The 23,792-nt window shown below is 43.8% G+C and carries 19 protein-coding genes; 3 read left to right on the forward strand and 16 right to left on the reverse strand.

The features are described from left to right. Positions 1–280: 280 nt before the first annotated feature. The gene (locus tag ABUA34_RS04460) at positions 281–616 is read right to left on the reverse strand and encodes a LysM peptidoglycan-binding domain-containing protein (RefSeq protein ID WP_022216550.1); all 336 of its coding nucleotides are present in this window, start codon (positions 614–616) and stop codon (positions 281–283) included. A gap of 214 nt (positions 617–830) precedes the next feature. Between ABUA34_RS04460 and ABUA34_RS04465 the strand changes: the two genes are divergently transcribed. Beyond that, positions 831–5,051 (forward strand): acyl-CoA dehydratase activase-related protein, encoded by a 4,221-nt coding sequence (locus ABUA34_RS04465; protein WP_349822904.1) that lies wholly within the window; start codon positions 831–833, stop codon positions 5,049–5,051. Between the two features lie 104 nt (positions 5,052–5,155). On the opposite strand, the gene ABUA34_RS04470 is transcribed toward ABUA34_RS04465, so the two are convergent. From ABUA34_RS04470 to ABUA34_RS04500, 7 genes are all read right to left on the reverse strand, one after another. Further along, entirely contained in the window at positions 5,156–6,520 is a 1,365-nt protein-coding gene (locus ABUA34_RS04470) for an AAA family ATPase (protein ID WP_349822905.1), read from the reverse strand. A 174-nt stretch (positions 6,521–6,694) separates the two neighbouring features. Then, complete coding sequence (locus ABUA34_RS04475; RefSeq protein WP_349822906.1) at positions 6,695–8,293, reverse strand: hypothetical protein; 1,599 nt, start codon at positions 8,291–8,293, stop codon at positions 6,695–6,697. A gap of 3 nt (positions 8,294–8,296) precedes the next feature. Further along, positions 8,297–9,391 (reverse strand): hypothetical protein, encoded by a 1,095-nt coding sequence (locus ABUA34_RS04480; protein WP_349822907.1) that lies wholly within the window; start codon positions 9,389–9,391, stop codon positions 8,297–8,299. Between the two features lie 89 nt (positions 9,392–9,480). Continuing rightward, the gene (locus ABUA34_RS04485; RefSeq protein ID WP_022216556.1) at positions 9,481–10,431 is read right to left on the reverse strand and encodes a DUF1848 domain-containing protein; all 951 of its coding nucleotides are present in this window, start codon (positions 10,429–10,431) and stop codon (positions 9,481–9,483) included. Next, the gene (locus ABUA34_RS04490) at positions 10,428–10,550 is read right to left on the reverse strand and encodes a hypothetical protein (RefSeq protein ID WP_349822908.1); all 123 of its coding nucleotides are present in this window, start codon (positions 10,548–10,550) and stop codon (positions 10,428–10,430) included. The genes ABUA34_RS04485 and ABUA34_RS04490 overlap by 4 nt, the downstream gene beginning before the upstream one ends. A 78-nt stretch (positions 10,551–10,628) precedes the next feature. Further along, on the reverse strand, positions 10,629–12,047 hold the full coding sequence (locus tag ABUA34_RS04495; protein ID WP_349822909.1) for a hypothetical protein: 1,419 nt from the start codon (positions 12,045–12,047) through the stop codon (positions 10,629–10,631). 102 nt (positions 12,048–12,149) lie between these two features. After that, the gene (locus ABUA34_RS04500; RefSeq protein ID WP_349822910.1) at positions 12,150–13,217 is read right to left on the reverse strand and encodes a hypothetical protein; all 1,068 of its coding nucleotides are present in this window, start codon (positions 13,215–13,217) and stop codon (positions 12,150–12,152) included. Positions 13,218–13,501: 284 nt separating this feature from the next. Between ABUA34_RS04500 and ABUA34_RS04505 the strand changes: the two genes are divergently transcribed. Together ABUA34_RS04505 and ABUA34_RS04510 are read left to right on the forward strand one after the other, a co-directional pair. Then, positions 13,502–13,975, forward strand: a complete 474-nt coding sequence (locus ABUA34_RS04505) for an RNA polymerase sigma factor (protein ID WP_004851201.1) — start codon at positions 13,502–13,504, stop codon at positions 13,973–13,975. Between the two features lie 3 nt (positions 13,976–13,978). Then, entirely contained in the window at positions 13,979–14,743 is a 765-nt protein-coding gene (locus ABUA34_RS04510; RefSeq protein ID WP_349822911.1) for a hypothetical protein, read from the forward strand. Positions 14,744–14,986: 243 nt separating this feature from the next. Here ABUA34_RS04510 and hisF read toward each other — a convergent pair whose 3' ends face one another. The 8 genes from hisF to ABUA34_RS04550 form a co-directional block, all read right to left on the reverse strand. Then, positions 14,987–15,748, reverse strand: a complete 762-nt coding sequence (hisF, locus tag ABUA34_RS04515; RefSeq protein ID WP_055222526.1) for an imidazole glycerol phosphate synthase subunit HisF — start codon at positions 15,746–15,748, stop codon at positions 14,987–14,989. Positions 15,749–15,751: 3 nt separating this feature from the next. Beyond that, positions 15,752–16,363 carry an imidazole glycerol phosphate synthase subunit HisH gene (hisH, locus tag ABUA34_RS04520; RefSeq protein WP_055222847.1) on the reverse strand — a complete coding sequence of 204 codons (612 nt, stop codon included), beginning with the start codon at positions 16,361–16,363 and terminating at the stop codon, positions 15,752–15,754. 69 nt (positions 16,364–16,432) lie between these two features. Further along, positions 16,433–16,696, reverse strand: coding sequence for a Txe/YoeB family addiction module toxin (locus tag ABUA34_RS04525; RefSeq protein ID WP_055273462.1), 264 nt, complete (start codon positions 16,694–16,696; stop codon positions 16,433–16,435). Then, positions 16,689–16,955, reverse strand: coding sequence for a type II toxin-antitoxin system Phd/YefM family antitoxin (locus ABUA34_RS04530; RefSeq protein WP_022216563.1), 267 nt, complete (start codon positions 16,953–16,955; stop codon positions 16,689–16,691). The genes ABUA34_RS04525 and ABUA34_RS04530 overlap by 8 nt, the downstream gene beginning before the upstream one ends. A 130-nt stretch (positions 16,956–17,085) precedes the next feature. Then, complete coding sequence (locus ABUA34_RS04535; RefSeq protein ID WP_055279995.1) at positions 17,086–19,362, reverse strand: DNA gyrase subunit A; 2,277 nt, start codon at positions 19,360–19,362, stop codon at positions 17,086–17,088. A gap of 63 nt (positions 19,363–19,425) precedes the next feature. Then, a complete protein-coding gene (locus ABUA34_RS04540; RefSeq protein ID WP_022216565.1) occupies positions 19,426–21,327 on the reverse strand; it encodes a DNA gyrase/topoisomerase IV subunit B in 1,902 nt (633 codons plus the stop codon). A 101-nt stretch (positions 21,328–21,428) separates the two neighbouring features. Next, complete coding sequence (locus tag ABUA34_RS04545) at positions 21,429–23,039, reverse strand: sensor histidine kinase (RefSeq protein ID WP_349822912.1); 1,611 nt, start codon at positions 23,037–23,039, stop codon at positions 21,429–21,431. Further along, complete coding sequence (locus tag ABUA34_RS04550; RefSeq protein ID WP_022216567.1) at positions 23,039–23,716, reverse strand: response regulator transcription factor; 678 nt, start codon at positions 23,714–23,716, stop codon at positions 23,039–23,041. Before ABUA34_RS04550 ends, ABUA34_RS04545 begins: the two co-directional genes overlap by 1 nt. Between the last annotated feature and the right edge of the window lie 76 nt (positions 23,717–23,792).

Below are 23,792 nucleotides of genomic sequence, written 5' to 3' on the forward strand. Positions count from 1 at the left end.
AACATGAACAACAGATATCCTATACCGTAGCCTATGATGAGGTATAATGTGAGGTTTCGAATGGAGTATCTGCCAAACTTCTTCTCGATCTTACTTATTATATTCATAGAAAAACTCCTGTCATACTTTTTTAAACTACACCTTTTGAATTATATAATATAAAAAATGAGTTTACAACAGTAGAATAATTAAGTTTTTCTAACCTGGCGGATAACAGCAAAATAGCTGCCAGCTATAAACCGGCAGCCAGGACAGATATCATACAGCCATGTGCATCCATCTACTTCTGAAAGTCCACATACTTTATCTCCATGTCCGCGGCAAGGGCCATCTTGTAGAGATCCGGATTGAATTTGAACAGATCATCCGGAGATACTCCGGTATTCTTAAGGACATCCTCAAATGTATCTCCATCCTGCACTGTATATATAAGAAAATCTTCCTCCATGATCACGGGAATACACACTTCATCCCCCGGCTGCATATTGTATACGTTGATGTACGGGTTTGCTGATATGATGTCGCTGAGCTTTACCTTGTATATCCTGGACAGCTTATACAGTGTGTCCCCTCTCTTCACTACATGGATAACTCCGTTACAGGTATCAAAATTCATAGCTTACCCCTGAAAGGCTTTTTTATAATATATTCACCTCCGATGATATAGTTACCTGCAAAAAACTTTTATTTTTACATTTTCTGGTAATGGTTAAGTTTTTATAAAGTCATTGTATTTTTTCAAACGCTACACTATAATAAAGTAGCTTTATCGGCAGAAATGTCGAAATCAAACACATTCAACACACAAAAGAAATTGGAAGGGTTGTTTTATGTACACATTAGGAATTGATATTGGATCAACAACAGTTAAGGTTGCTGTCCTTGACAAGGACAACAAGATACTTTTCTCCGATTACAAAAGACATTTTGCAAATATCAAAGAAACACTTAAAGATCTTGTACAGGAAGCAAAGGATGCCCTCGGCGAGAACGAGGTCAATCCATGTATAACCGGTTCAGGTGGACTGGCTCTCGCCCAGCTCATCGGTGTGCCATTTACACAGGAGGTAGTCTGTGTATCAGAGGCACTGCAGGACTATGCACCACAGACCGACGTTGCCATAGAGCTCGGCGGTGAGGATGCCAAGATCATATATTTTACAAACGGAATAGAGCAGCGTATGAATGGTGTCTGTGCCGGAGGTACAGGCTCATTCATCGACCAGATGGCTACACTTCTGCAGACCGATGCATCAGGTCTTAACGACTATGCAAAGGATTACGATACCATCTACCCTATCGCTGCAAGATGTGGTGTATTTGCCAAGACAGATATACAGCCACTCATCAACGAGGGAGCTACAAAGCCAAACCTGGCCGCTTCCATATTCCAGGCCGTTGTCAACCAGACTATATCCGGTCTTGCATGTGGTAAACCTATCAAGGGCAATGTTGCATTCCTGGGCGGTCCTCTTCACTTCCTCCCGGAGCTGAAGAATGCATTTATCAGAACTCTTAACCTGACAGGTGATGCCATCATAGATCCGGGACACTCACATCTGTTTGCAGCCGTAGGTGCCGCCATGAACTCCAAGCCTGAGGTATCCATGACACTTTCAGAGCTTATACATGCACTCTCACAGGAGCTCAACCTCTCCTCAGGTGTAGAGAGACTTGCGCCACTCTTTGAGAGCGATGAAGATTACGAGAAATTCAAGGCAGATCACAACAAGTACGCCGTAAAGCGCGGTGATCTCGCAACATATAAAGGAAACTGTTTCATCGGTGTCGATGCCGGTTCAACCACCACAAAGGTTGCACTTGTCGGTTCTGACGGTGAACTGCTCTACGACTTCTACAGCAGCAACAACGGAAGTCCACTTAACACCACCATCAGAGCTATAAAGGATATATACAGCAAGCTTCCTGAGGGCGCAGTGATCGCAGGCTCATGTTCTACTGGTTACGGTGAGGCTCTTATCAAGCAGGCTCTCTCTCTGGATTTCGGTGAGGTTGAGACAATAGCCCACTACACAGCCGCAGCATTCTTCGACCCTGAGGTCGACTGCATTCTTGATATCGGCGGTCAGGATATGAAGTGTATCAAGATCAAGAACGGCGTTGTAGATAACGTTATGTTGAACGAGGCCTGTTCATCAGGATGTGGATCATTCATAGAGACATTTGCGAAGTCACTGAACTATGACATAGCAGATTTTGCGCACATCGCCATCACAGCGAGAACACCTATAGACCTCGGTTCAAGATGTACCGTTTTCATGAATTCAAAGGTTAAGCAGGCGCAGAAGGAGGGCGCATCCGTGGCTGATATATCCGCCGGACTTGCCTACTCCGTCATCAAAAATGCCCTGCTCAAGGTTATAAAGCTCACGGATCCAAAGGATCTCGGAAAAAACATCGTGGTACAGGGTGGTACCTTCTACAACGATGCAGTCTTAAAGAGTTTTGAGGTCATATCAGGAAGAACAGCCATAAGACCTGACATCTCAGGTATCATGGGTGCTTTTGGTGCTGCCCTCATCGCTAGGAACAAGTACAAAGAGGGATTTGTCACGACTATGCTCCCTATCGAGGAGATAAGAAAGCTCACATATGAGAGCTCCATGACAAGATGTAAAGGATGTACAAACAACTGTCTCCTTACAATAAACAAATTCTCAAACGGCAAGAGGTTCATCACCGGAAACAGATGTGAGAAGGGTGTCGGTCTGAAGAAGAACGCAGACAACATTCCTAACCTCTTTGAATATAAGCTTGGAAGAATATTTGGCTATGAGTCACTTAAACCTGAGGAGGCAAAGCGTGGCGTGATAGGTGTTCCTCGTGTACTCAACATGTACGAGAACTATCCTTTCTGGCACACATTCCTCACAAAGCTTGGATTCTCAGTTGTACTGTCTCCAAAGTCATCGAGAAACATATACAGCCTGGGTATCGAATCCATACCTAGTGAGTCAGAGTGTTACCCTGCCAAGATCTCACACGGACACGTTATGTGGCTGCTGAAAAATGGAATCAAGTCCATCTTCTACCCATGTGTACCATATGAAATGAACGAGACTCCTGAGGCAAACAATCACTACAACTGTCCTATCGTTGCTTCTTATGCAGAGAACATCAAGAACAACATGGAGGAACTCAAGGCTGACGACATAACATTCATTAGACCATTTGTGGCCCTGGACAACGAGGAAGCTCTCGTAAAACGTATGTACCGTGAGATGTCCAAGTACTATGATGTGACAATGGACGAGATTGGAAGCGCCATACATGCGGCGTACGCAGAGGCAGAGAAGGTCAAGGAGGATGTGCGTGCTAAGGGCGAAGAAACTCTCAGATACATTGATGAACACGATATGCTCGGCATAGTTCTGGCTGGTCGTCCATATCATCTGGACCCTGAGATCAACCATGGTCTCCCAGAGCTCATCAACTCATACAAGATTGCTGTATTTACCGAGGATTCAGTCGCACACCTTGGCAAGGTCGAGAGACCTCTTATTGTCTCCGACCAGTGGATGTACCACTCAAGACTGTACAAGGCAGCCAACTACGTCAAGACCTGTGACAACTTAGAGCTCATACAGCTCAACTCATTCGGCTGTGGTCTGGACGCTGTAACAACTGACTGTGTCAACGATATACTTACCAAGTCAGGCAAGATATACACTGTCCTCAAGATCGATGAGGTCAGCAACTTGGGTGCAGCAAGGATCAGAATCAGATCCCTAATAAGCGCGGTCAACTCAAGACATGAACAGCACTACAAGACATGTCCGTCAAGCAGTGCCATCAACAGAATAGAATTTACCAAGGAGATGAAGAAGGACTATACAGTTCTTGCACCTCAGATGTCTCCTATCCATTTCGATCTTCTTGCACCTGCATTCAAGTGCATGGGAATCAACATTGAGATCCTGCCGGATGCAACCAAGGAGACGATAGATGTTGGTCTGAAATATGTAAACAACGACGCATGTTATCCATCTCTGATCGTTGTCGGACAGATGATGAGCGCCATCACTTCAGGAAAGTACGATGTGAACAAGCTGGCTGTCATCATGAGCCAGACAGGAGGCGGATGCCGTGCAACAAACTATGTAGGATTTATCAGACGTGCCCTCTCCAAGGCAGGCTACGGTCAGATACCTGTAATAGCACTGTCAGCCCAGGGCTTTGAGAAGAACTCAGGTTTCAAGATAAGCTACAAGGTCGTAAAGCGTGCAATGCAGGCTCTGATATACGGTGATGTATTCATGAGATGTCTGTACAGGACAAGACCTTACGAGAAGGAAAAGGGTTCGGCAAATGCACTCCATGAGAAATGGAAGAAGGTTTGTCTGGAGAGCCTTACAAAGACCGGAAGCAACGCAGTATTCAAGAAGAATATACAGGGAATCGTCCACGACTTCGATACTCTTCCACTCCTTGATATCAAGAAGCCTAGAGTCGGAATTGTTGGAGAGATACTTGTAAAGTTCCTGCCATCAGCCAACAACCACTTAGTTGACCTGCTGGAAGCAGAGGGAGCAGAGGCTGTTATGCCAGATCTCCTGGACTTCTTCATGTACTGCTTCTACAACAACAATTACAACTATGAGTTCCTTGGCAAGACCAAGAAGGGAGCCATAGTCAGCAACACTGTTATAAAGGTTCTGGAATCCTTCAGAAAACCTGCAAGGGATGCTCTTGAAAAGAGTAAGCGATTCGAGGCTCCTGCCCATATCGAAAAGCTTGCTGCCTATGCAAGACCAATCGTATCCATAGGAAACCAGAACGGTGAGGGATGGTTCCTTACAGGTGAGATGATAGAGCTCATAAAGAGCGGTGCTCCGAACATCGTGTGCGCACAGCCATTTGCATGTCTTCCAAACCACATCGTGGGCAAGGGTGTTATCAAGCATCTGCGTGAGGCATATCCTGAGGCAAACATCGTGGCAGTCGACTATGATCCTGGTGCATCTGAGGTCAATCAGGTAAACAGAATCAAGCTCATGCTTGCAGCGGCAAATAAGAATATGAAGAAATAAAATATCTATATATAACAATTTAAACACATTAAAAAAGGACCTGAAGCAGTCAATATCTTACTGCTTCAGGTTTTTTTATATTTTATTTATTTATGACTCAATGGTCAGGCTATGACATATTCCTTTCTGTCACAATTCTCGAAAAGCTCATAATCAAGTCTTCTCTGTATCTGTGAATGAATAAATCGAACTCCCATCCCATTCTCCGCAGCTTCCTTTGCCAGCTTATGTTTTGCTGTCTCTGACATCTTAAGCTTAACGCCATAGTAATCAGAAAGCTTTCTGACAGGACTTATTCTTTTGTCATTTAATATGGCGTAGAAGTCATCCTCAGTCATCTCCCTGAGCTGAACTATATTCCCTATGCGCCCCGCTATTTCACATCTCACATTTGCATACTGTACAAGATCTTCCTGAGTGAATGTACTCCTGTATCCGTCAAATGACTCGTCAGACGATACTGCACCAAAACCTATAGCCCTGCTCTTATTCACAGCCACCTCCTTCGCTCTGACCATGGAATCGAAGGAACCCAGGAACACAAAACTTACATTTGATGTATCTATATCAAGAGCTGGTTCACTGTTCGACGGATTGCCATCAAAATGAACCATGTCCCCCTCCAGGACCTTCAGCAGTTCATTCTGGACTATGTAGCTGTAATGTCTGTCGTCCGCGTCCTCAAACATCTTGTCGGCCTCATCGAGAACGATGATCAGATGGCTCATCTTATCCTGATCCACACCGTCGAACAGGTTTCGAACCTTCGTATTGCCCTTCCAGCCCGCGCCCGTCAGAGAGGTGGCATTGTGGATCACTATGTTCGGATATAGCTTTGCGAGCTGCCTGAATATCTCTGTCTTGCCACAGCCGGTAGGGCCTGCAAAGAGTACATTCTGCCTCCTGCCATTCACATGGTTCCAGAGGAGCATGGCAGCGGCACGCTTTGCCTCCTTCTGGCCGTACACTCTGCGGTCAAGATATTCATATATCTTCGCCGGCGAGCTCAATATTCCTTTTGCATCAGTGCTTCTTTTATCAGACTGTGTCTTTGTTTTGGATGGATTATCGCTGTCTATCTCCTTGGAAGCAGCATATCCGGCTGTTCTTTCATTTCTATCCGCCGCTTTTGCATCACAGGGGATATGCTCTTTACTTGAACGCTCATAAGCACAAAGCAATGTCGCTGCCATGTCCTCCACGTCACTGTCGCTAAGTGTAAGATTCTCAAGTGCAGTAAAAAGCAGTTCACCAATCTGACCGCTTGGCCGATGCTGCCATACATCATTTAATTCATTTACTTTATCAAGCGCCTGGTAATACTCTTCGTCGGACATCTCATCAAAGTCCCCGGCCTTTGCTTTCTTTGTGAAATCTACTGCCGGATTTGCAATGCTTCTGTTTCTGTATCCATTTGATGTTGCTCTAAGTAATTCCTCGTAAAGTTCTCTCATATTGTCGATCTTCATATGCATTTTCTCCTTTCGTCTTGCTCCACGAAACAGCTCACTGTCTGTGCCACATGGGATATTCTTTATTTGATAAACACAGTATAACTACAGCAATATTTAAGCTCGTAAAATTTACGAAGAAAAGCCACCAATCTGTGCCAATACAGATTGATGGCCTATAAACCAATGCAGCTATTTTATTTTTGGGCTTTGAAATGTCATTCTCAGCCGTTTTTTTCTTTCTTTCTCCTCCTGTTCCCTGTCGAACGCTTCAAGCGTATCTCTTATATCTGACTCATCAACATCTCCATATAATGCAGAGTTTCCTGTCACTTCGCCAGATATATCTGCCACCTCTGCTTTTACATTGTCATAGCCTTTGAAATACTTAAGGAAAACCTCCGGACAGCCTGCCGGGGCATCCCCATTATACCGCCTGTACTCCTCCATAGAGTCAGCCTTATAATCATAATTTCTAAACCAACTCACCGCCTCTGACATACCAGGGAACACATTTTCATCAAAGGTGCCTTCCTGAAACGCCGAAAATTCAAATGCACTTCCGCCATCTGTTCCGTAGAAATATACCACGCCGAACTCACAGTTGCTGGCAAGCCTCACATCGGCATTCTCCGCAAACTGCCTTTTGCCTATTAGGAATATTCCGCCGCCTGTATCATTATCAATCCACATCGGCATAAAGACATTCTGATAAGCAGATGCTCTCCTATCCGAATTCAGTCTGTCGCGGACATTATCACACGCATTGTAATATTCATCCCATGTCGTATAACCGCCGGGGATTTCAACATAGCCTGTACCGCCAGAAAATGGATTATCCCCCACATATCTGAAATACGCATCCATTATGTCCATACTTTTATCCTTCTTGCGGGGCCTGCCTCCATTTGAAAAGCCTGCGTCATAAAGCAATGTATTCACATCAATGGTTAATATGTCTCTCTGCAGGTTCTCCGTGAGCTTATCAAGAAATTCTGTATCAAAGAACATATCCGCTGCCATGTCAAATCCTGCACGATCTGTCTTTCCAATCTGCCGCAGTTTTTCAAGCCTTACCGCAGCCCGCCCGCAGCCATCAAATACATCTTTCCCAAATGTTCTCTTACCAAATTCTATAAAATGCGACAGCGCTTTCTTGTCAGGAATATATTTGCTGCTTCCTGACCAGAATTCCAGCAATCTTCTGACGTATCCTGAGCCCGATATAATACCATAATAAAAATCCAGGTAAGACGACATGAGCTCCACATACGGATTCTTCTTCTCACCATCAAACTCGAATGAGTCGAGCAGTTCGGATGAGATATGTCTAAGACTCTCTATATCTGCATCTATACCTATAACTGACTCTGATGCCTGGCATTTGTCCATATACTTATCAAGCATCCTCAGTCTGTCTCCACACGACTTGCCCTCCGCATGCTTTACCGCTTCCAGCTCTGTTTCAAGTTCTGACCTCATCGCAAGTCTGGATGCTTCATCCAACCCCTCTGCCGCAAATGATATGCTGTCCAGCAGTTTCTGGAGGCTGTTTATCTTCTCCAATGAAGCTGAAAGGCTTTTATCAGAAAGCAGCGCTTTCACAAGGAAACGGACATACTTTTTTCTGCTTGCCGCAGTGTCTGCCAGACAGTAATATTCCTCCTTCAAGCAAAGTCTTAGATTGTTCTCTCTTTTAGTTTTTACATATCCGTATAAGAAAGAATTCTCCATATTCTCATGGTAATCACGTCCTATCCTGGCATAAAAATCTTCTCTGAAACCAGCCACTTCCTATGCCTCCTCCCGAAGCTTCTTTATCGCATCTATCTGCTTCTTTATACTGATGTATGCCCTTGCGCAATTATCTGCATCAGTATAAAGAGTCATCCCACGTCTGCCAAGGAATACATCCAGCATGCCCTCCACCAGGATATCAAATATCGTAAGCGGATACCTGATATCCCTGGATTCATCCGTATAAAAAAGCTCACGGAGCTTCATATATCTGGCACAGAACCCTTCAGTGTCAGGAAATTCCTGCCTGAACCGCTTCTCGCTTTCATCCCATCTGACTGCCAGCTCATCGAAATATCTGTTAAGCTCTGCCATATCCGGATCTTCTTCAACATCCACATATTCACTAATAGCCTCTTCTATCTCTTCGTCGGTCATAGCATTATCTTCAGCCTCATCCAGAAACTCATCATACATCTGCATCTGTTCCTGACAGTACGTATCAAGTCCATCCTTCATGCTCTGGGTAAGGCTGTCTCCGATATCTTTCCCGGTAATCGACTCATATGCCATGCTGAATATTTCAAACAGACCAGATGCTCCTCTGACGCCAAAATAAGCCTCCCCCCAGAGCTCATCATATTTTTTCTCGATTGGTCTTACAGAAAACTCTCTCACTCTTTTGGCATGAAGGTAAAGCTGCTGAAATGAATCGGCATACGGTTCAGCATAGATCTGTTCAACCCACTCCATCTCGCTTGTCATGAGCAGTATCATGCAGTAGAGATAATCATGTATAAATTCTTTGAATCTTGTCGGCATACATGGAATTTTCTCTTCCGAAGCTTTTTCTTCTGTCGCTTTCATTTTGCAAAAGTCATCATCCGAAAGCCCATTATCTTTTATCGTTTCGTCACTCTCTATCCACAGTCTGTTTCTTATACCATAGCTGTCCATGGATTTTACCAGCTCATTTACAAGTTTTTCCACAGCCGCAGCTTTTCCCGTTTCTCCATCTGCCAGACACCCCAACAGAAATGATGAGACTTTGTTGTCTCTTCCGCTTACAGCCTGATCCAGAGCCGATTCCAGCTCCCGAAACTTATTCTTGCGGAATTCTATATTTTTCCACTCTTTGTCCGATATTCTCAAAGCGATCACGACCTCTTCTTTCTATATAATAATAGGCAAATTCTCTATCAACCTAACTATTAAACTAATCTTTTGAAATGATTGCGAGATTAATCTACGTCATCAAACCTTAAGCTCATCTGCGTCTCCTTAAGGGATTTCACTTTGCGCTCTGTGATCTTGTCTAACTCACCAACAGTTCCGCACAGGAGAGGCGATCTTGGATCGTAGCATGCACAGTTTGATTTCACCGCAGCCTCAGAATAGTTGGCATAACAGTATCTGCAGCCGTTTAAACACGTGTTGTATGAGCCTATCTCCACGCTCTCCATACATCCACACTCCGGGCGCTGCACCTTATCCTTTGACACCTTTATATCACAGCCTATGATCTCCTCGATGAGCTTCTTATCTATGCAGCAGTTATGCTCAATTCCGCATTTTTCAAGGTCTATGACCTCCGCACATGTCGCAACCACCATACCGTGGCTCCTTGCTATGTCGGCGATGGTCTTTGCAAATGCCTCAAGCTCATCATGACTCATCTCATATCTGTCCACTGCTTCCATGTTCTTCTTGTTCTTGGCATATATGTCGACAAAGCTTATGACACACTTCTCAGTACATCCGTCAAGCGCCTCTGCGATCTGGGTAAATGCTTTTATGTGATACTCCGGTGTGTACTTGTGTGTTAATACGATAGGATCGTACCTCCATATGACGCGCTTTTTTCCAATCTTTGCCGAAAGCTGCCGGAAAGCCGGAATGAGCTTTTGCTTCTTATCCGGAAGATTAGCCTCCATGTCTTTGCCATATCCTGTCAGAGTAAACTGAAAGTAATATTTGTATGCCTCAAGCTCATCAAGTCTTGGAAGCATCGGTATCGGATTCTTTGTCCAGAACACAATGCAGTCCACCACATCCGGTGACAGATCAATCCTGCTTATCTGATGAGCGTTCATGGGATTCCTGACATACAGGAATCCCTCCTTTATTCTGTTGTAGAACCATTCCGAATAAAATGTCGGAATATCTGTTCTTCTGCTGGCACTAACTATCATAATTTTAAAATTCCCCTTGTATCTTCCATCGTTATCTGCTTCTTGATTCCTTCAAATTTGACATATCTTCCACAGATCATATTTGCAAATATCATTCTTCTCGCAAATGACTTGGCCATTATCCTGCCATCCTTGTCATAGAGTCCACAATTTTCGCCATTTGGAGTTATGCCATACCGCAGTCTTCCGTCAGCTTCCTAAAACTGCTCTATACAGCCATCGGCTATCAGTCCCTTAAAGATATTATCAATACTGAATACCTCCTGAAGCCCACGTACACTGTCAGGTACATATCCGGTCGTATCGGCAATAAGCTTGATAGCTTTTTCATGAACAGTCCACGGATACATATACATATTTTTTGCAAATTTATAAATATCCTGCGAGAATCCACTCCAGAATGTAAACCCTCTCATGGTTTCTTCAAGTATATCCAGAACTAGATTTTTATCGGTAAGTTCCCTGTTGTCAGCCTTCCCTCTTGTTATCTTAAAAACCTGATAGCATATTCCATTTGTGCTGTCCATCGGATAATTGTGTATCTTATCACTGACATTTGTAAGCTCGTTCCATCTGTCTCTGTCGCATATCTTTTTACTGCCATAAAATATACTGTCAAATGAGTCATCATCGTCACGTCCAAAAAGCCATATCTTGTCCGGGGTATCCGGTGCCCCCACATAACTATGAAACTCGTCATATGTAAAATAACAGCCTCTGTTACTCTCCGGGCTCTCACAGATTTCCAGATCGTGTCCATACCTCTGCTCACAGTGCATTGGCTGCAGCAGCTCCACGTTCATTCCTCTCTCAATGAGACAGGTTCTAAGGTATGTTCCATAGCGGATATCATATGATTCATTCTGCTCTCTGCACACTCCATCGTCAGTTGGGACCTGTCTGTATGTGAATGCAACGTATACCGGCTTGTCCTTTATCCTTGAGTGTATTATGTGGGCAAATCTTGACATAGCCTGATATGTATTGTATAGCGACCTGTCCTCCACCTCATTGGGCACAGTGTGAATACATACCTCCTTCGTGGAATGAGGGAAGAAATAAATATCGCTTAGAGGTTCTCCTGGTCTATTTTCCATATAACCCAGATACTCATTAAAGTCCGTGCATGATTTTATTTCATCCGCCGGCTCATGAAACAAATCTGGATGACCTGATCCTTTTTCATCATGTATACCAGATGTAATCTCATTGTATCTCACCATGTCCTGCTCCGGCATGTCAGCCGCTTCCGTGATCCTGTACGGCCAGCATACCGGGTCAATTCCGGTGTAATCAAGCTTACTTTCCGGTGCTTCGCCCAGCACTCTCGCTGCATAGGACATTCCCCAATAGTCAATACCTGTGCCACAGCCTATGCTTACCGCCTTTATACTTTCAGGGTTATTCATATCTGCAAATATATCTGCGTAGGCTCTTGAAAACTGGAATCCATATGCTCTTGCATACTTCATAACATATAATGCGGTTATATGCTCATCATCATAATCCGCAGTTCCCGAATCGAACATATCATGGAACTCTGTAACAAATCTGACTCTCTCCTCTTCGGAAAGTCCTTCTATGTAATTTTCTAATTCAGTATATACTCTTTTCATGTACTCTCTTAAATTTATAACCGACATGGCAGACTCCTTTCTCCTACATCATGTAAAGTATAATATATATTCACTTAATGTTTCAATAACATCATATAGTTATCATAGCCGGTTTTTTCTCTGTGCATTGAGATACGCAGTCTTCTCGGCTGCTTTTTCCAGATAAAGCTTCGATCTTTTTAGACTATCCATACTGCTGTATATCGACAGCCCATGATCCCACATGTACGTGTCAAGCATTCCCTCCACAGCTTTTCTCATCTGTGACAGATAACTATACGGCACCTCATCAGAATATATCATATCCAAAAAACTGGCAAAACAACTGCAAACCTTATCCGAATCTTCCATCTGGTCACACACAGAGACGATGGTTTTACTTTCATCCGAATCATGACCATCCTGTAAAAATCCCTCATCCACAAACTCGTCAGCATCCAGATTATCATATATCGGCTCCACAATATCAATATCATCAATATCGAAGTCATCCATATCACCCAAGTCTTCCACGTCCTCCATGTCCTCCATGTCCTCCATGTCCTCCATGTCATTCAGTTCTTCCATATCATTCGAATCCAAGTCTTCAAACATTTCTTCTTCAATCTCCTGCATCCTTTTATAAACCTTATCGGACATCCAGTCAGGCTTATTGTCAGGATGCGAGTAGTCAAATGCAAAAACACACCATGATATAATACCTGCATCACCTATCCAGCCATCCACAATATACTCAAAAAGCAGCGTATCCTTATCATTATTTGATTCAAAATCAATACAGCCTGAGAGCAGATTATCAAATGAACCATTTGGAAGGTTATCCATCAGGAATCCGTATTGGGAAAAATCCAATAAAGACATTCTTATCGCAAGATACAGATACATTCTCACATATCTGCAAAAGCTCTTCTGTTCCGGGAGTGCATTTTCCGCTGTTATGTGCCCCAACCACATCTTGTACCTATATCCATATCGGTCCATGTCTTCCACGAGCTCTGTTATCAGCTTCTCCGCTTTTTTCTCATCAAATCTGCCATTCTCATCAGTCACCAGCGGTCTGATCAAATTACTTTTTCCACTTGCCTCACAGTCAAATTCCTTCATGAGCTTCCTGATATTTTCCTTATTATTTTTTAGGCTGCAATACTCTTTACAATTTTCAAATTTCATTTTCATGCCTCCTTGTTTTTGAACACCAGCCATGCAAATGGCAGGCGATGCATGTCTGATAAACTTTTTTCTGCTTCACTGTTTCTTATTATAGCTATGTATATATTTGTCTCGTAATATTTACGACATGTTTTCAGATGATTATAAATGTTTATGGATTTTTCCAAACCTGTGTGCTATTTTGATGTTCTGGATTGTTTTATATATGAGATCTCAAATGAGAGAATTGCAGAAATTCATTTCTCACGTATTCTCATATAAACAAACTACGGAGGTGATAAATCTTGAAACAGCAGCAGCTGCTGGAGTTATATGATACATACTCGAACAACGTATTCCGTCTCGCTATGAGCTTTTTAGGCAACACAGCGGACTCTGAGGACATTGTTCAGAATGTATATACAAAACTTATAGAAAAAAGCCCACATATATCAAAGGGCAAAGAAAAATCATATCTGCTCACGATGACGGCAAATATGTGCAGGAATCATCTAAAATCCGCAGCGAACCGTCTAAGCAGCAGCTACGAGGAACTGAGCAGCGACTCTATCGTCAGCGGATTCAATATTGAAGAGCAATCCATGTACGAGGCTCTGGGGAAACTCCCTGACTCATACCGCACTGTTCTTTATCTGCACTACTATGAGGGATATACATTTGGAGAAATTGCAAAGATACTTCACCTGTCACCATCTGCAGTTTCAATGAGAGTATCCCGGGGACGAAAAGAATTAAAAGAAATATTGAAGGAGGAATAACATATGACAAACAAAGACAAGATCAGCGATATTGATGATTTCCAAAACTCAAATACATATAACACGTCTGATGATTCTGATGACAGCAAATTTACAGACTTGTACACTAAAACTATGGATAATGTGACTATGTCTCAGGAAAACAAGGATGTTATACGCGCAAAGCTTGCTGAGCAGTCCCAGACTGGCAGATCTGGACGAAAGCTCATCCGCATAGGAAAGTATTCAGCCATTGCCGCCACTGTGTGCGCAATCCTACTGTGCATCCCGGCGACAAGGACAACCGTCTCAGCAGCCATCGACTACATAAAGCAGACATTCCACCTGGCAAATGGCACCGAGGTGACATACGAGGAAAACAGCGAGGGAAACTCCATACAGTTCACAATATCTACAGATGATGTCAACGGTTACACGAAAGTTGAAAATGGTCGTCTCTACCTTGTTCTCGGAAATACAAAAAAAGATATCACCGACCAGTGCGGTCCTGACAAATATTTCCGTCATGAGATCAAGAATGCGGACGGCTCACACAGCGTCATCCTCATAGGCGGTACACCTGAGAGCTGCGGATGGGCAGAGCTCTTCTTTGACAAGAATGGGAAATATGTATTTAACAACATGAACGTTGAAGACTACAGCGACCCATGGCTTAATGACGCCCTGCATGCTGAGGGTGTTGACACAGGCAATCCTTACCTGGATGATGACCTTTCAGATACATCCGGCAGCGCCGCTGACGGAAATGCAACATATATCGAACAGTAATTTTTCCTAATAAGCCATATTAAAAAGCAAAAGATACAAAATTTTCCTAAACAAGCCTTTTTCGATCAAAAAGGGATAAATCATCAAATATTTACCTCATATTTCTCCCTTTTTGATGATTTAACCTTGTCTTAGGAAAATTTTGTATCTTTATTTCTTCTATCATATATATTTTTAGGAAAATAATCTCTGAATAGGTATCCATTCCGATCATTCTGTGTCGTGAGATTGATATAGAAATCGCTACAGTCTCATAGGAATTCCCTTGTCCTGAAGGTATCTCTTCAGATCTCCTATCTCAAGTTCTTTATAGTGGAACAGAGATGCCGCAAGGGCTGCATCCGCACCGCCCTCTGTCAGGGCGTCGTAGAAATGATCCTTTGTTCCCGCACCGCCTGAAGCTATAACCGGGATGTTCACGTTGTCTGCTATGGTTCTGGTGAGTTCTATGTCATACCCAGCCTTTGTTCCATCGCAGTCCATGCTGGTAAGTAATATCTCTCCAGCTCCAAGCTCTGCGGCCTTCATGGCCCACTCAACTGCATCTATTCCACAGTCGATTCTGCCGCCGTGCTTGTATATGTTCCAGCCTGAACCATCATCACGTCTCTTGGCATCTATTGCTAAGACTACGCACTGGCTGCCAAACTTGTCAGCGGCATCAGCTATAAGCGTCGGATTGTCTATGGCTGCCGAGTTCACGGATATCTTGTCTGCGCCCTCACGGAGTATTGCCTTAATGTCATCGACAGTTCTTATTCCGCCGCCGACTGTAAACGGAATGAAGATAGTCTCAGCAACTCTTCTTACCATGTCGACAACTATATTTCTCTGGTCTGATGAAGCTGTTATGTCAAGGAAAACAAGCTCATCAGCGCCCGCCTTGTCATACGCTGCACCGACGGCAACCGGATCCCCGGCATCTATAAGATTTACGAAATTTACGCCCTTTACAACTCGTCCGTTCTTCACATCAAGACAAGGTATTATTCTCTTTGTATGCATGTCCTACACCTCCAGCTCTATAAAATTCTTCAGTATCTTAAGTCCAACCTCTGAGCTCTTCTCAGGATGGAACTGACATGCAAATACATTGCCGTGCTCCACGGAGGCATGGATCTGAGTTGAGTAGAATGTGGACGCTGCTACATCCTCCGGATTCTTAGCCTTCAGATAATATGAATGAACGAAGTAGACATATGGGTTCTCTGGAAGTCCCTTGAAAAGTCTTGCATTTGGATTTATCTCAAGATTATTCCATCCTATCTGCGGTATCTTAAGTCCCGGCGCATCCGGTATACGGAGTATCTCACCGTCCAGGATTCCAAGTCCTGTTGCCTCCGGTGACTCCTCGCTGGTCTTGAAGAGGAGCTGAAGACCAAGGCATATTCCGAGGAATGGCTTGTCTGCATCCACAACATCATAGATGACGTTCTCAAGACCATACTCCCTGATCTTATTCATGGCATCTCCGAAACTACCAACTCCCGGAAGTATCACCTTGTCGCTCGCCATGATCACATCTCTGTCTCTTGTGATGACAGCCTCCTCACCCAGATACTGCACTGCCTTCTCAACACTCTTTATGTTACCTGCATCGTAATCCAAAATTGAAATCATCTGTCTCTGTCCTTTCAAGTCTAACATATTTTGATCTATATTATATCTCTTCCCACTGGCACAAAACTTCTATCTGTCACTGTAGTGATATCTGCAAGCAAGAATATATACGTTATCATCATCGATCTTATATATTATTCTGTCTTTATCATTTACTCGTCTGCTCCAGAAACCAGTCAGATTTCCAGTTAATGGTTCAGGCTTGCCAATGCCTTCATTTCCATTTCTGCATATATCTTCTATAAGACTATTTATTTTCTTTAATGTCTTTCTGTCTTCCGTCTGCCAATAAACATAGTCTTTCCAACCATTATCAGTAAAGACCTTATTCATCCGCAGATACCTCCGTCAGATCATGAACAGCAAAGTTTCCTTTTTCAAGCTGTGCTTTTGATTCCATTAACCAATCATAATTGGCTTTATTTCCCATTACATACACATTTTCCATCAGGTTATTATATGCCTCTTCAGACAGCATAACAACATTTTTATTATCCTTACGAGTTACAATCATTGTTTCATAATCATCTGTAACTTTATCCATATACTTTTTCATATTATCGCGTAAGTTTGTATAATTAACAGCTAACATAAGAACACCTCCTCAGATTCACGTACAGCTTTCTGTACTTATATTGTACCGTACAGAAAACCGTACGTCAAGTATCTGTATTATCTTATGCCTATATTATAATAGATATTCTGCTCATGCATGCAATGTATTAGAACCTCAGCTTACTTCCCTTGCCGCCGCGCTTACCCGGCTTAACTCTGGTGAAGATTATCTCGTTGTCGCCAACCTTGAAGTTATCCTTCGTGCTTCCCACAAATACCGACTCAAGGACATCGTCACCCTCTAAGTTGATGAGCTTGACTCCCGCTGCGCCCTTGCCCTTTTCAGGAATCTCGGAGATATCAACTCTTATGTAATATCCTTTTTCTGACTGTGCAATAATAAAATCTCCATCAGAGAATTTACCTATGTAAATTATATCATCACCGACTTTTGAAGCATTTGCAGCACGCCTTGTGGTGTCAAATGCGGAGCCGTCAACAACCTTGGCAAGGCCCTGCCTGCTGACGAACAGCAACTTGTCAGTCACAAAATGCTCTATGCAGTCCATGAACAGGATATTCTCGTCACCGTTCATGTTGCAGAACTCGAACACCTGGATTCCCTTGTCGGCAAGACGTCCTATGAGGCTTCCGCCGCCCTTCTTGCTGGTGTTCTTCTTCGCCTGAAGCTTGATGATGTCGGCGACCTTGATGGTATACACCTGATTATTGTCGGCAAATACCGCTATCCTGTCAAGATTCTGACACTTAACCGCGAATCTGTAGTCCTTCGTGATCTGCTCTATGTTCTTCTCGTATACATTTGCATCTACGACCTTGATGTAATAGAATCTATCAAGAAGTACAGCCACATCTGTAGCCACAACCTCAGCCTTCTTCACAACAACAGTTCCATAGTCATGGATCTGTGTTCTTCTAGGTATAGCATACTTGGCCTTGATCTCAAGCATGTCATCTATCATCTGCTGCTTCATGGCATCCCTGGACTCCATGAGCCTTGTATACTTCTTGATGAGCTTCTCTGCGTCTGCCAGCTCTTTCTTGAGAGCATTGATCTCCAGACCTATGAGCTTCTGAAGTCTCATGGCAAGTATCGCATCCGCCTGTTTCTCTGTGAAACACAGGAACTTTGCATCCGCCTCTGAGCCCTTGAATCTGAACTTAACGTTTGATGTATCGCCGTGCATGAGACACGCCTTGGCATCTGCAACCTTTGTACTTCCGCGGAGTATCTCTATGATCAGGTCTATGCAATCGACAGCTGTGAGGAGTCCCATCTTGATCTCTCTGATCTCCTCCTGCTGTGCAAGAAGCTTTCTGTACTTCGTGTCATACAGACCGTACTTGAAATCTGTGTACACCTTCAGTATCTTCTTGAGTCCCATTACCTCCGGCTTGCCGTTGTTGATGCAGTTGATATTCACGCCAAATGTATCCTCAAGGGCTGCCTTCTTATATAATATATTGATAATGTTCTGTATCTCCTCATCAGAAGTTCCCTTCTTCACATCGATACACAGACATTCACCGTTCTTGTCTCCTCTGTCCGCAATATCCACGACAGCTGGAAGTTCTCTGTTCCTGACAAGCTCTGCAACAGTATCGAGGAACTTGGCGGTGCCTCCGATCATGGTATATGGAAGCTCTGTGACACAGATACTCTTTCTTCCGTATCCGATATCCCTGACCTCTACCTTACCGCGCACCTTGATCTTGCCAAGTCCTGTGGCATACACATTGTACAGTTCCTCAGGTGTGGCATTGATGATTCCACCTGTGGCAAAATCAGGTCCCGGCATGAGTTTTAACAGGTCCTCAAGCTCTATCTCAGGATCATTCAGATATGCAACAGTTGCGTCTATGACCTCACCGAGATTGTGTGTAGGAATATTTGTCGCCATACCTACTGCTATACCGGTTGAACCGCTCACCAGGATATTTGGCACCTGGAAAGGCAGGAAAGTCGGCTCTGTCTCCGTTCCGTCAAAGTTTGGTATGAACTGATCCTTGAAGAACGGAAGATCCTTCATGCACACATCCTCTGTGTACTTAGATATACGCGCCTCAGTGTATCGCATGGCAGCCGCACCGGAACCGTCCACCGCGCCAAAGTTGCCGTGTGGGTCAACAAGTGGTATCGGCAGTTTCCAGTTCTGTGCCATATTTACAAGTCCTTCATATATGGAACTATCTCCGTGTGGATGATATTTACCCATTGTATCTCCGACTATTCTCGCACATTTTCTGTGTGGCTTGTCGGAGCCTGCAAGACCATCCAGTGAGTAAAGTATCCTTCTCTGGACAGGCTTTAATCCATCCCTTACATCTGGGAGCGCTCTCTCTGTTATAACCGACATGGAATAATCCACATAGGACTGTCCCATCTCGCTCTCATAATCTACATTTAATATCTTTTCCGACATGATCTATCCCTTTCATAATACAAACTGTGAAAACGCGCTGCTAAGCATTCCCAAATATCACTTTTATATATCTAGCACCGCATCTGCACTGTGTGTCTCTATGTACTCTCTTCTAGGCGCAACCTCAGTTCCCATGAGCGTCTGTGTGAGCTGATTTGCCTCAACACGGCTGTTCACTGATACCTGCTTTAAAAGTCTTGTCTCAGGGTTCATGGTCGTCTCATAGAGCTGGTCTGCATCCATCTCACCGAGTCCCTTGTATCTCTGGATCGTGAACTTGTTCGTGTGTGTCTTTCTGTACTTTGCAAGCTCATCATCTGAGTACAGATATTTGATGTTCTTGCCCTCGCCAACTCTGTAGAGAGGCGGAATAGCTATGTATATATGTCCCTCGCTGATAAGGTCAGGGTAAAATCTATAGAAGAATGTAAGCAGAAGTGTCGCTATGTGGGCACCATCCACATCGGCATCAGTCATGATGATTATCTTGTCGTAATTCAGCTTGCTTATATCGAAATCATTGCCGTATCCCTGCATGAAGCCACAGCCAAATGCATTGATGAGTGCTTTGATCTCGGCATTCTCAAGCACCTTTGCAACAGGCTTCTTCTCCACGTTGAGTATCTTACCTCTAAGTGGAAGTATTGCCTGATACTTTCTGTTTCTCGCGGTCTTGGCTGAGCCTCCCGCCGAATCTCCCTCGACTATGAATATCTCGCATTTAGACGAATCTGAGGACTCCTGCTTTGCAAGCTTGCCATTTCCCTCAAATGAAAACTTGTTTATATTGATCTTGGACTTCTCAAGCGCCTTTCTCTTGGAGAGAGCCACCGCCCTGTCCACTATATCCTTCAGCACATCATAATTTCTGTCAAAATAAACTGTGAGCTGTTCCTTCACGATATCGTCGATGGCCTTTGACACGTCCGTGTTGGAAAGCTTTGTCTTAGTCTGTCCCTCGAACTGAGGATCCGGATGCTTCACGGATATGATAGCCTGCATGCCAGATCTTATATCTGCACCTGTCAGATTGGAATCCTTCTCTTTCAGAGTTCCAAGCTCATTTCTCGCATAATTATTGATAAGCTTGGCAAATGCTGACTTGAATCCTGTCACATGGGTTCCACCTTCAGGATTCGTGATATTGTTGGTAAATCCTATGATATTCTCCTCGCCGTCCTCCGTCATCAGAAATACGATATCTGCGGCGATTCCGTCCTTCTCACCCGATATGGCGACAACCGGTGATGTATGTGTGAGTCCCTGGGATATATCCTCAACAAATGCTGCAAGTCCCCCTGGCTGATGGAACACTATAGGCTCCTCGCCATCCCTCTTGTTCTGGAATGTGATCGTAAGATTCGGATTCAGATATGCTGTCTCTTTAATCCTTTGCTTGATGGCGTCCGCCTTGAACTTTACTGTCTCAAATATTGTATCATCAGGATAGAGTGTTACCGTCGTACCTGTTCTCTTTTCCTTGAGTTTTGTCTTTGGAAGCATACCGTCAACAAGTTCAGTTGTCGGTATTCCCTTCTCGTATGTATCGTGATAAAGGTAGCCATCCCTGGCAACATCTACTATAAGCTTGTTAGACAGTGCATTTACAACTGCAGAACCTACTCCGTGAAGTCCGCCGCTTATCTTGTAGGTGGAGCTGTTAAACTTGCCACCTGCATGCAACACTGTGTATACAACACGCTCCGCAGGAATTCCCTCCTGCTCATGTATATCGACAGGAACGCCTCGTCCATCGTCAGACACGGTTGCCGAGCCATCCTCGTTGATGCTCACCCATATATTGTTGCAATACCCCGCCAGATGCTCATCCACCGAGTTGTCTATAAGCTCCTGTATGAGGTGGTTCAGTCCGCTTCGCCCTGTGTTGCCGATGTACATTCCCGGTCTCAGTCTTACCGGCTCAAGTCCCTTTAACACCTCAATGTTTTTTGCACTATATGACATAATCTTCTCCCATTTTATAAATATATTTGCAGATGCCAGAATCCAACAGAAAAAGGAAACCCTTAGAATTATAGCCTAAAAGTTTCCTCCTTGCAAAGTATTTATTGTTCTGACGTGTTATCTGCGCTATTCTCCGGTATCATTTCCGGTTCGCCATCATCCTGCTGTATGATATCAAGGTCGAAGTAGAATACCACTCCATTCTCCACATTGTAAACACCATAGTTCTTGTTGTGAGCCGCCATGGACGCCGCAACTATAGAAAGTCCAATACCGCTTCCACCATACTCTCTCGTCCTCGCCTTGTCCACCTTGTAGAACTTAATGAATACCTTATCAAGCTCATCGTCAGGAATGTTCGGTCCCTCATCATATACAAATACTCTCAAGTTGCCTGTGACGAGTCCATCCTCAGTCCTTCTCGGCTGATCATAGTCCTTATTCGCCGTCCACACTCTGACCTTGCCTCCATCGTTGCAGTAATGAAGTGCATTTGTAAAATAATTGGTGAATACCTGCTCTATCATGAACTCATCTGCATATACGTTGCACACATCATTCAGCTCATCCGCCAGCTCAACTTCCGCATGGTTCTGCTCCACCAGAATGGATGATGAATCCACTACATTCTTTATGAGTGCATCTATGTCAAATACCACAGGATGAACCCTGTCCACTCCAAATTCAAGCTCATTCAGATCAAGTAACTGTCTGACAAGCTTATTCATCTTGCCAGCTTCGTCCAGAATGACATCACAGTAAAACTCCTTGCTCTCATCATCCTCTATAACATTGTCCTTAAGGCCCTCGGCGTATCCCTGTATGAGAGCTATAGGAGTCTTGAGTTCATGGGACACATGGGACAGGAACTCCTTCCTCATCTCATCTATCTGTACCTTCTCATCAATATCCGTCTGCAGCTTAGCATTTGCCTGTTGAAGCTCTGTCAGCGTGTTTCTCAGCTGATATGACATCTCGTTCATACTGTCCGCCAGCTCACCAATCTCATCGTTGGATGCGTGATCCACCTTCACATCGAGATCAAGCTGTGCCATACGATTGGCAACCGACGCAAGATTCTTTATCGGCTTTGCAACCGCATTGCTTATAAAATAAACCATCACAAATCCAAGCAGTGCCACCACTGAGAACACCAATAAAAAGAACTTCAAAGATGTAACTATCGTTGAGTCCACACTGGAAATAGGTTTTCTGATGATGACAACAAAACCATTGTCAAGGAATCCGACAACGTCATAATAGCTGTTGCCTGTATTCCTGTCATTTGTGATCTGTATATCATATTTATCTGTCTTCTCAATCTGCTTTCTCTTTATCTTCGGATTGTCCGGATTCTTTCCACCGCTGTAATTGAAGTAGTCTGCTATAAATGACAGATTGTTATATACCGCAGCCTCCTCGTTAACCGTCGTGTACACATGCATATTCACACTGTCAAAGATAAATATCATCGCACCTGACTGATTGATCACATCATTCGCCAGCTCTTTACTGTCTATATCCTCATCCCGTCCGAACAGTTCATTGCAGGAATTGTATGTATCCAGCAGCATCTGTTCCATGCTGTGATAGAAATACTTCTTGATAAAGATCATGGTTATAGCACACGACATAACCACCATGATAAGTATGGTCGCAACCAGAGACAACGTTATCTTGGTCCTGATCGATGTCCTTTTTGATTTCTTCATCACTCTACCTCGAATTTATAGCCCATTCCCCATATAGTCTTGATATATTCGCCCTTATCTCCCATCTTGCTTCTGAGCTTCTTGACATGCGTGTCTATGGTTCTGGCATCGCCAAAGTAATCATAGTTCCATACATTGTTGAGTATCTTCTCTCTCGACAATGCCACGCCCTTGTTCGTGATAAAATACTGAAGCAGCTCGAACTCCTTGAAGCTGAGCTCAACCGGCTTGCCATCTATCGTCACCACATGAGCCGACAGATTCATCTCAATACCTCCGGCTACAAGCTTCTCATCTGAAGCGGCATCCGTTGTTCTTCTGAGTATCGCTGCAACTCTGGCAACAAGTATCTTGGGACTGAACGGCTTCGTTATGTACTCATCTACTCCCAGATCAAAGCCCTGGAGCTCATCGCGTTCATCTGCCTTCGCGGTAAGCATGATAACCGGAACCTGTGAGAACTTTCTTATCTCCTTAAGAGTCTCCCATCCGTCCATCTTAGGCATCATGACATCAAGTATTACAAGAGATATATTCTTGTCATTCATGAATATATCCAGGGCCTGTTCACCATCTCCGGCCTCAAGAACCATATACCCCTCTCTTGTGAGGAAGTCCTTGACAAGCTTCCTCATTCTGCTCTCATCATCAACCATAAGAACCTTTATTGAATCCATATCGTACCTCCACATATAGAATAATATCCAATTTATCTCAATATAACATTGATATTTGTAAAAAATGTGAACTGAG

The sequence above is a fragment of the Coprococcus sp. RTP21428st1_C9_RTP21428_210409 genome (assembly GCF_040227395.1).
Taxonomy (GTDB): Bacteria; Bacillota; Clostridia; order Lachnospirales; family Lachnospiraceae; genus Coprococcus; species Coprococcus aceti.

Excerpts from the sequence above, each read along its gene's own strand:
- ABUA34_RS04540 (WP_022216565.1), bottom strand. The coding sequence starts at position 21,327 with ATGTCATATAGTGCAAAAAACATTGAGGTGTTAAAGGGACTTGAGCCG.
- ABUA34_RS04500 (WP_349822910.1), bottom strand. The coding sequence starts at position 13,217 with ATGAAATTTGAAAATTGTAAAGAGTATTGCAGCCTAAAAAATAATAAG.
- ABUA34_RS04535 (WP_055279995.1), bottom strand. The coding sequence starts at position 19,362 with ATGTCGGAAAAGATATTAAATGTAGATTATGAGAGCGAGATGGGACAG.
- ABUA34_RS04485 (WP_022216556.1), bottom strand. The coding sequence starts at position 10,431 with ATGATAGTTAGTGCCAGCAGAAGAACAGATATTCCGACATTTTATTCG.
- ABUA34_RS04460 (WP_022216550.1), bottom strand. The coding sequence starts at position 616 with ATGAATTTTGATACCTGTAACGGAGTTATCCATGTAGTGAAGAGAGGG.
- ABUA34_RS04490 (WP_349822908.1), bottom strand. The coding sequence starts at position 10,550 with ATGGCCAAGTCATTTGCGAGAAGAATGATATTTGCAAATATGATCTGT.
- ABUA34_RS04495 (WP_349822909.1), bottom strand. The coding sequence starts at position 12,047 with ATGAAAAGAGTATATACTGAATTAGAAAATTACATAGAAGGACTTTCC.
- ABUA34_RS04550 (WP_022216567.1), bottom strand. The coding sequence starts at position 23,716 with ATGGATTCAATAAAGGTTCTTATGGTTGATGATGAGAGCAGAATGAGG.
- ABUA34_RS04510 (WP_349822911.1), top strand. The coding sequence starts at position 13,979 with ATGACAAACAAAGACAAGATCAGCGATATTGATGATTTCCAAAACTCA.
- ABUA34_RS04470 (WP_349822905.1), bottom strand. The coding sequence starts at position 6,520 with ATGAAGATCGACAATATGAGAGAACTTTACGAGGAATTACTTAGAGCA.
- hisF (WP_055222526.1), bottom strand. The coding sequence starts at position 15,748 with ATGCATACAAAGAGAATAATACCTTGTCTTGATGTGAAGAACGGACGA.
- ABUA34_RS04465 (WP_349822904.1), top strand. The coding sequence starts at position 831 with ATGTACACATTAGGAATTGATATTGGATCAACAACAGTTAAGGTTGCT.
- ABUA34_RS04545 (WP_349822912.1), bottom strand. The coding sequence starts at position 23,039 with ATGAAGAAATCAAAAAGGACATCGATCAGGACCAAGATAACGTTGTCT.
- ABUA34_RS04525 (WP_055273462.1), bottom strand. The coding sequence starts at position 16,696 with ATGAATAAGGTCTTTACTGATAATGGTTGGAAAGACTATGTTTATTGG.
- hisH (WP_055222847.1), bottom strand. The coding sequence starts at position 16,363 with ATGATTTCAATTTTGGATTACGATGCAGGTAACATAAAGAGTGTTGAG.
- ABUA34_RS04530 (WP_022216563.1), bottom strand. The coding sequence starts at position 16,955 with ATGTTAGCTGTTAATTATACAAACTTACGCGATAATATGAAAAAGTAT.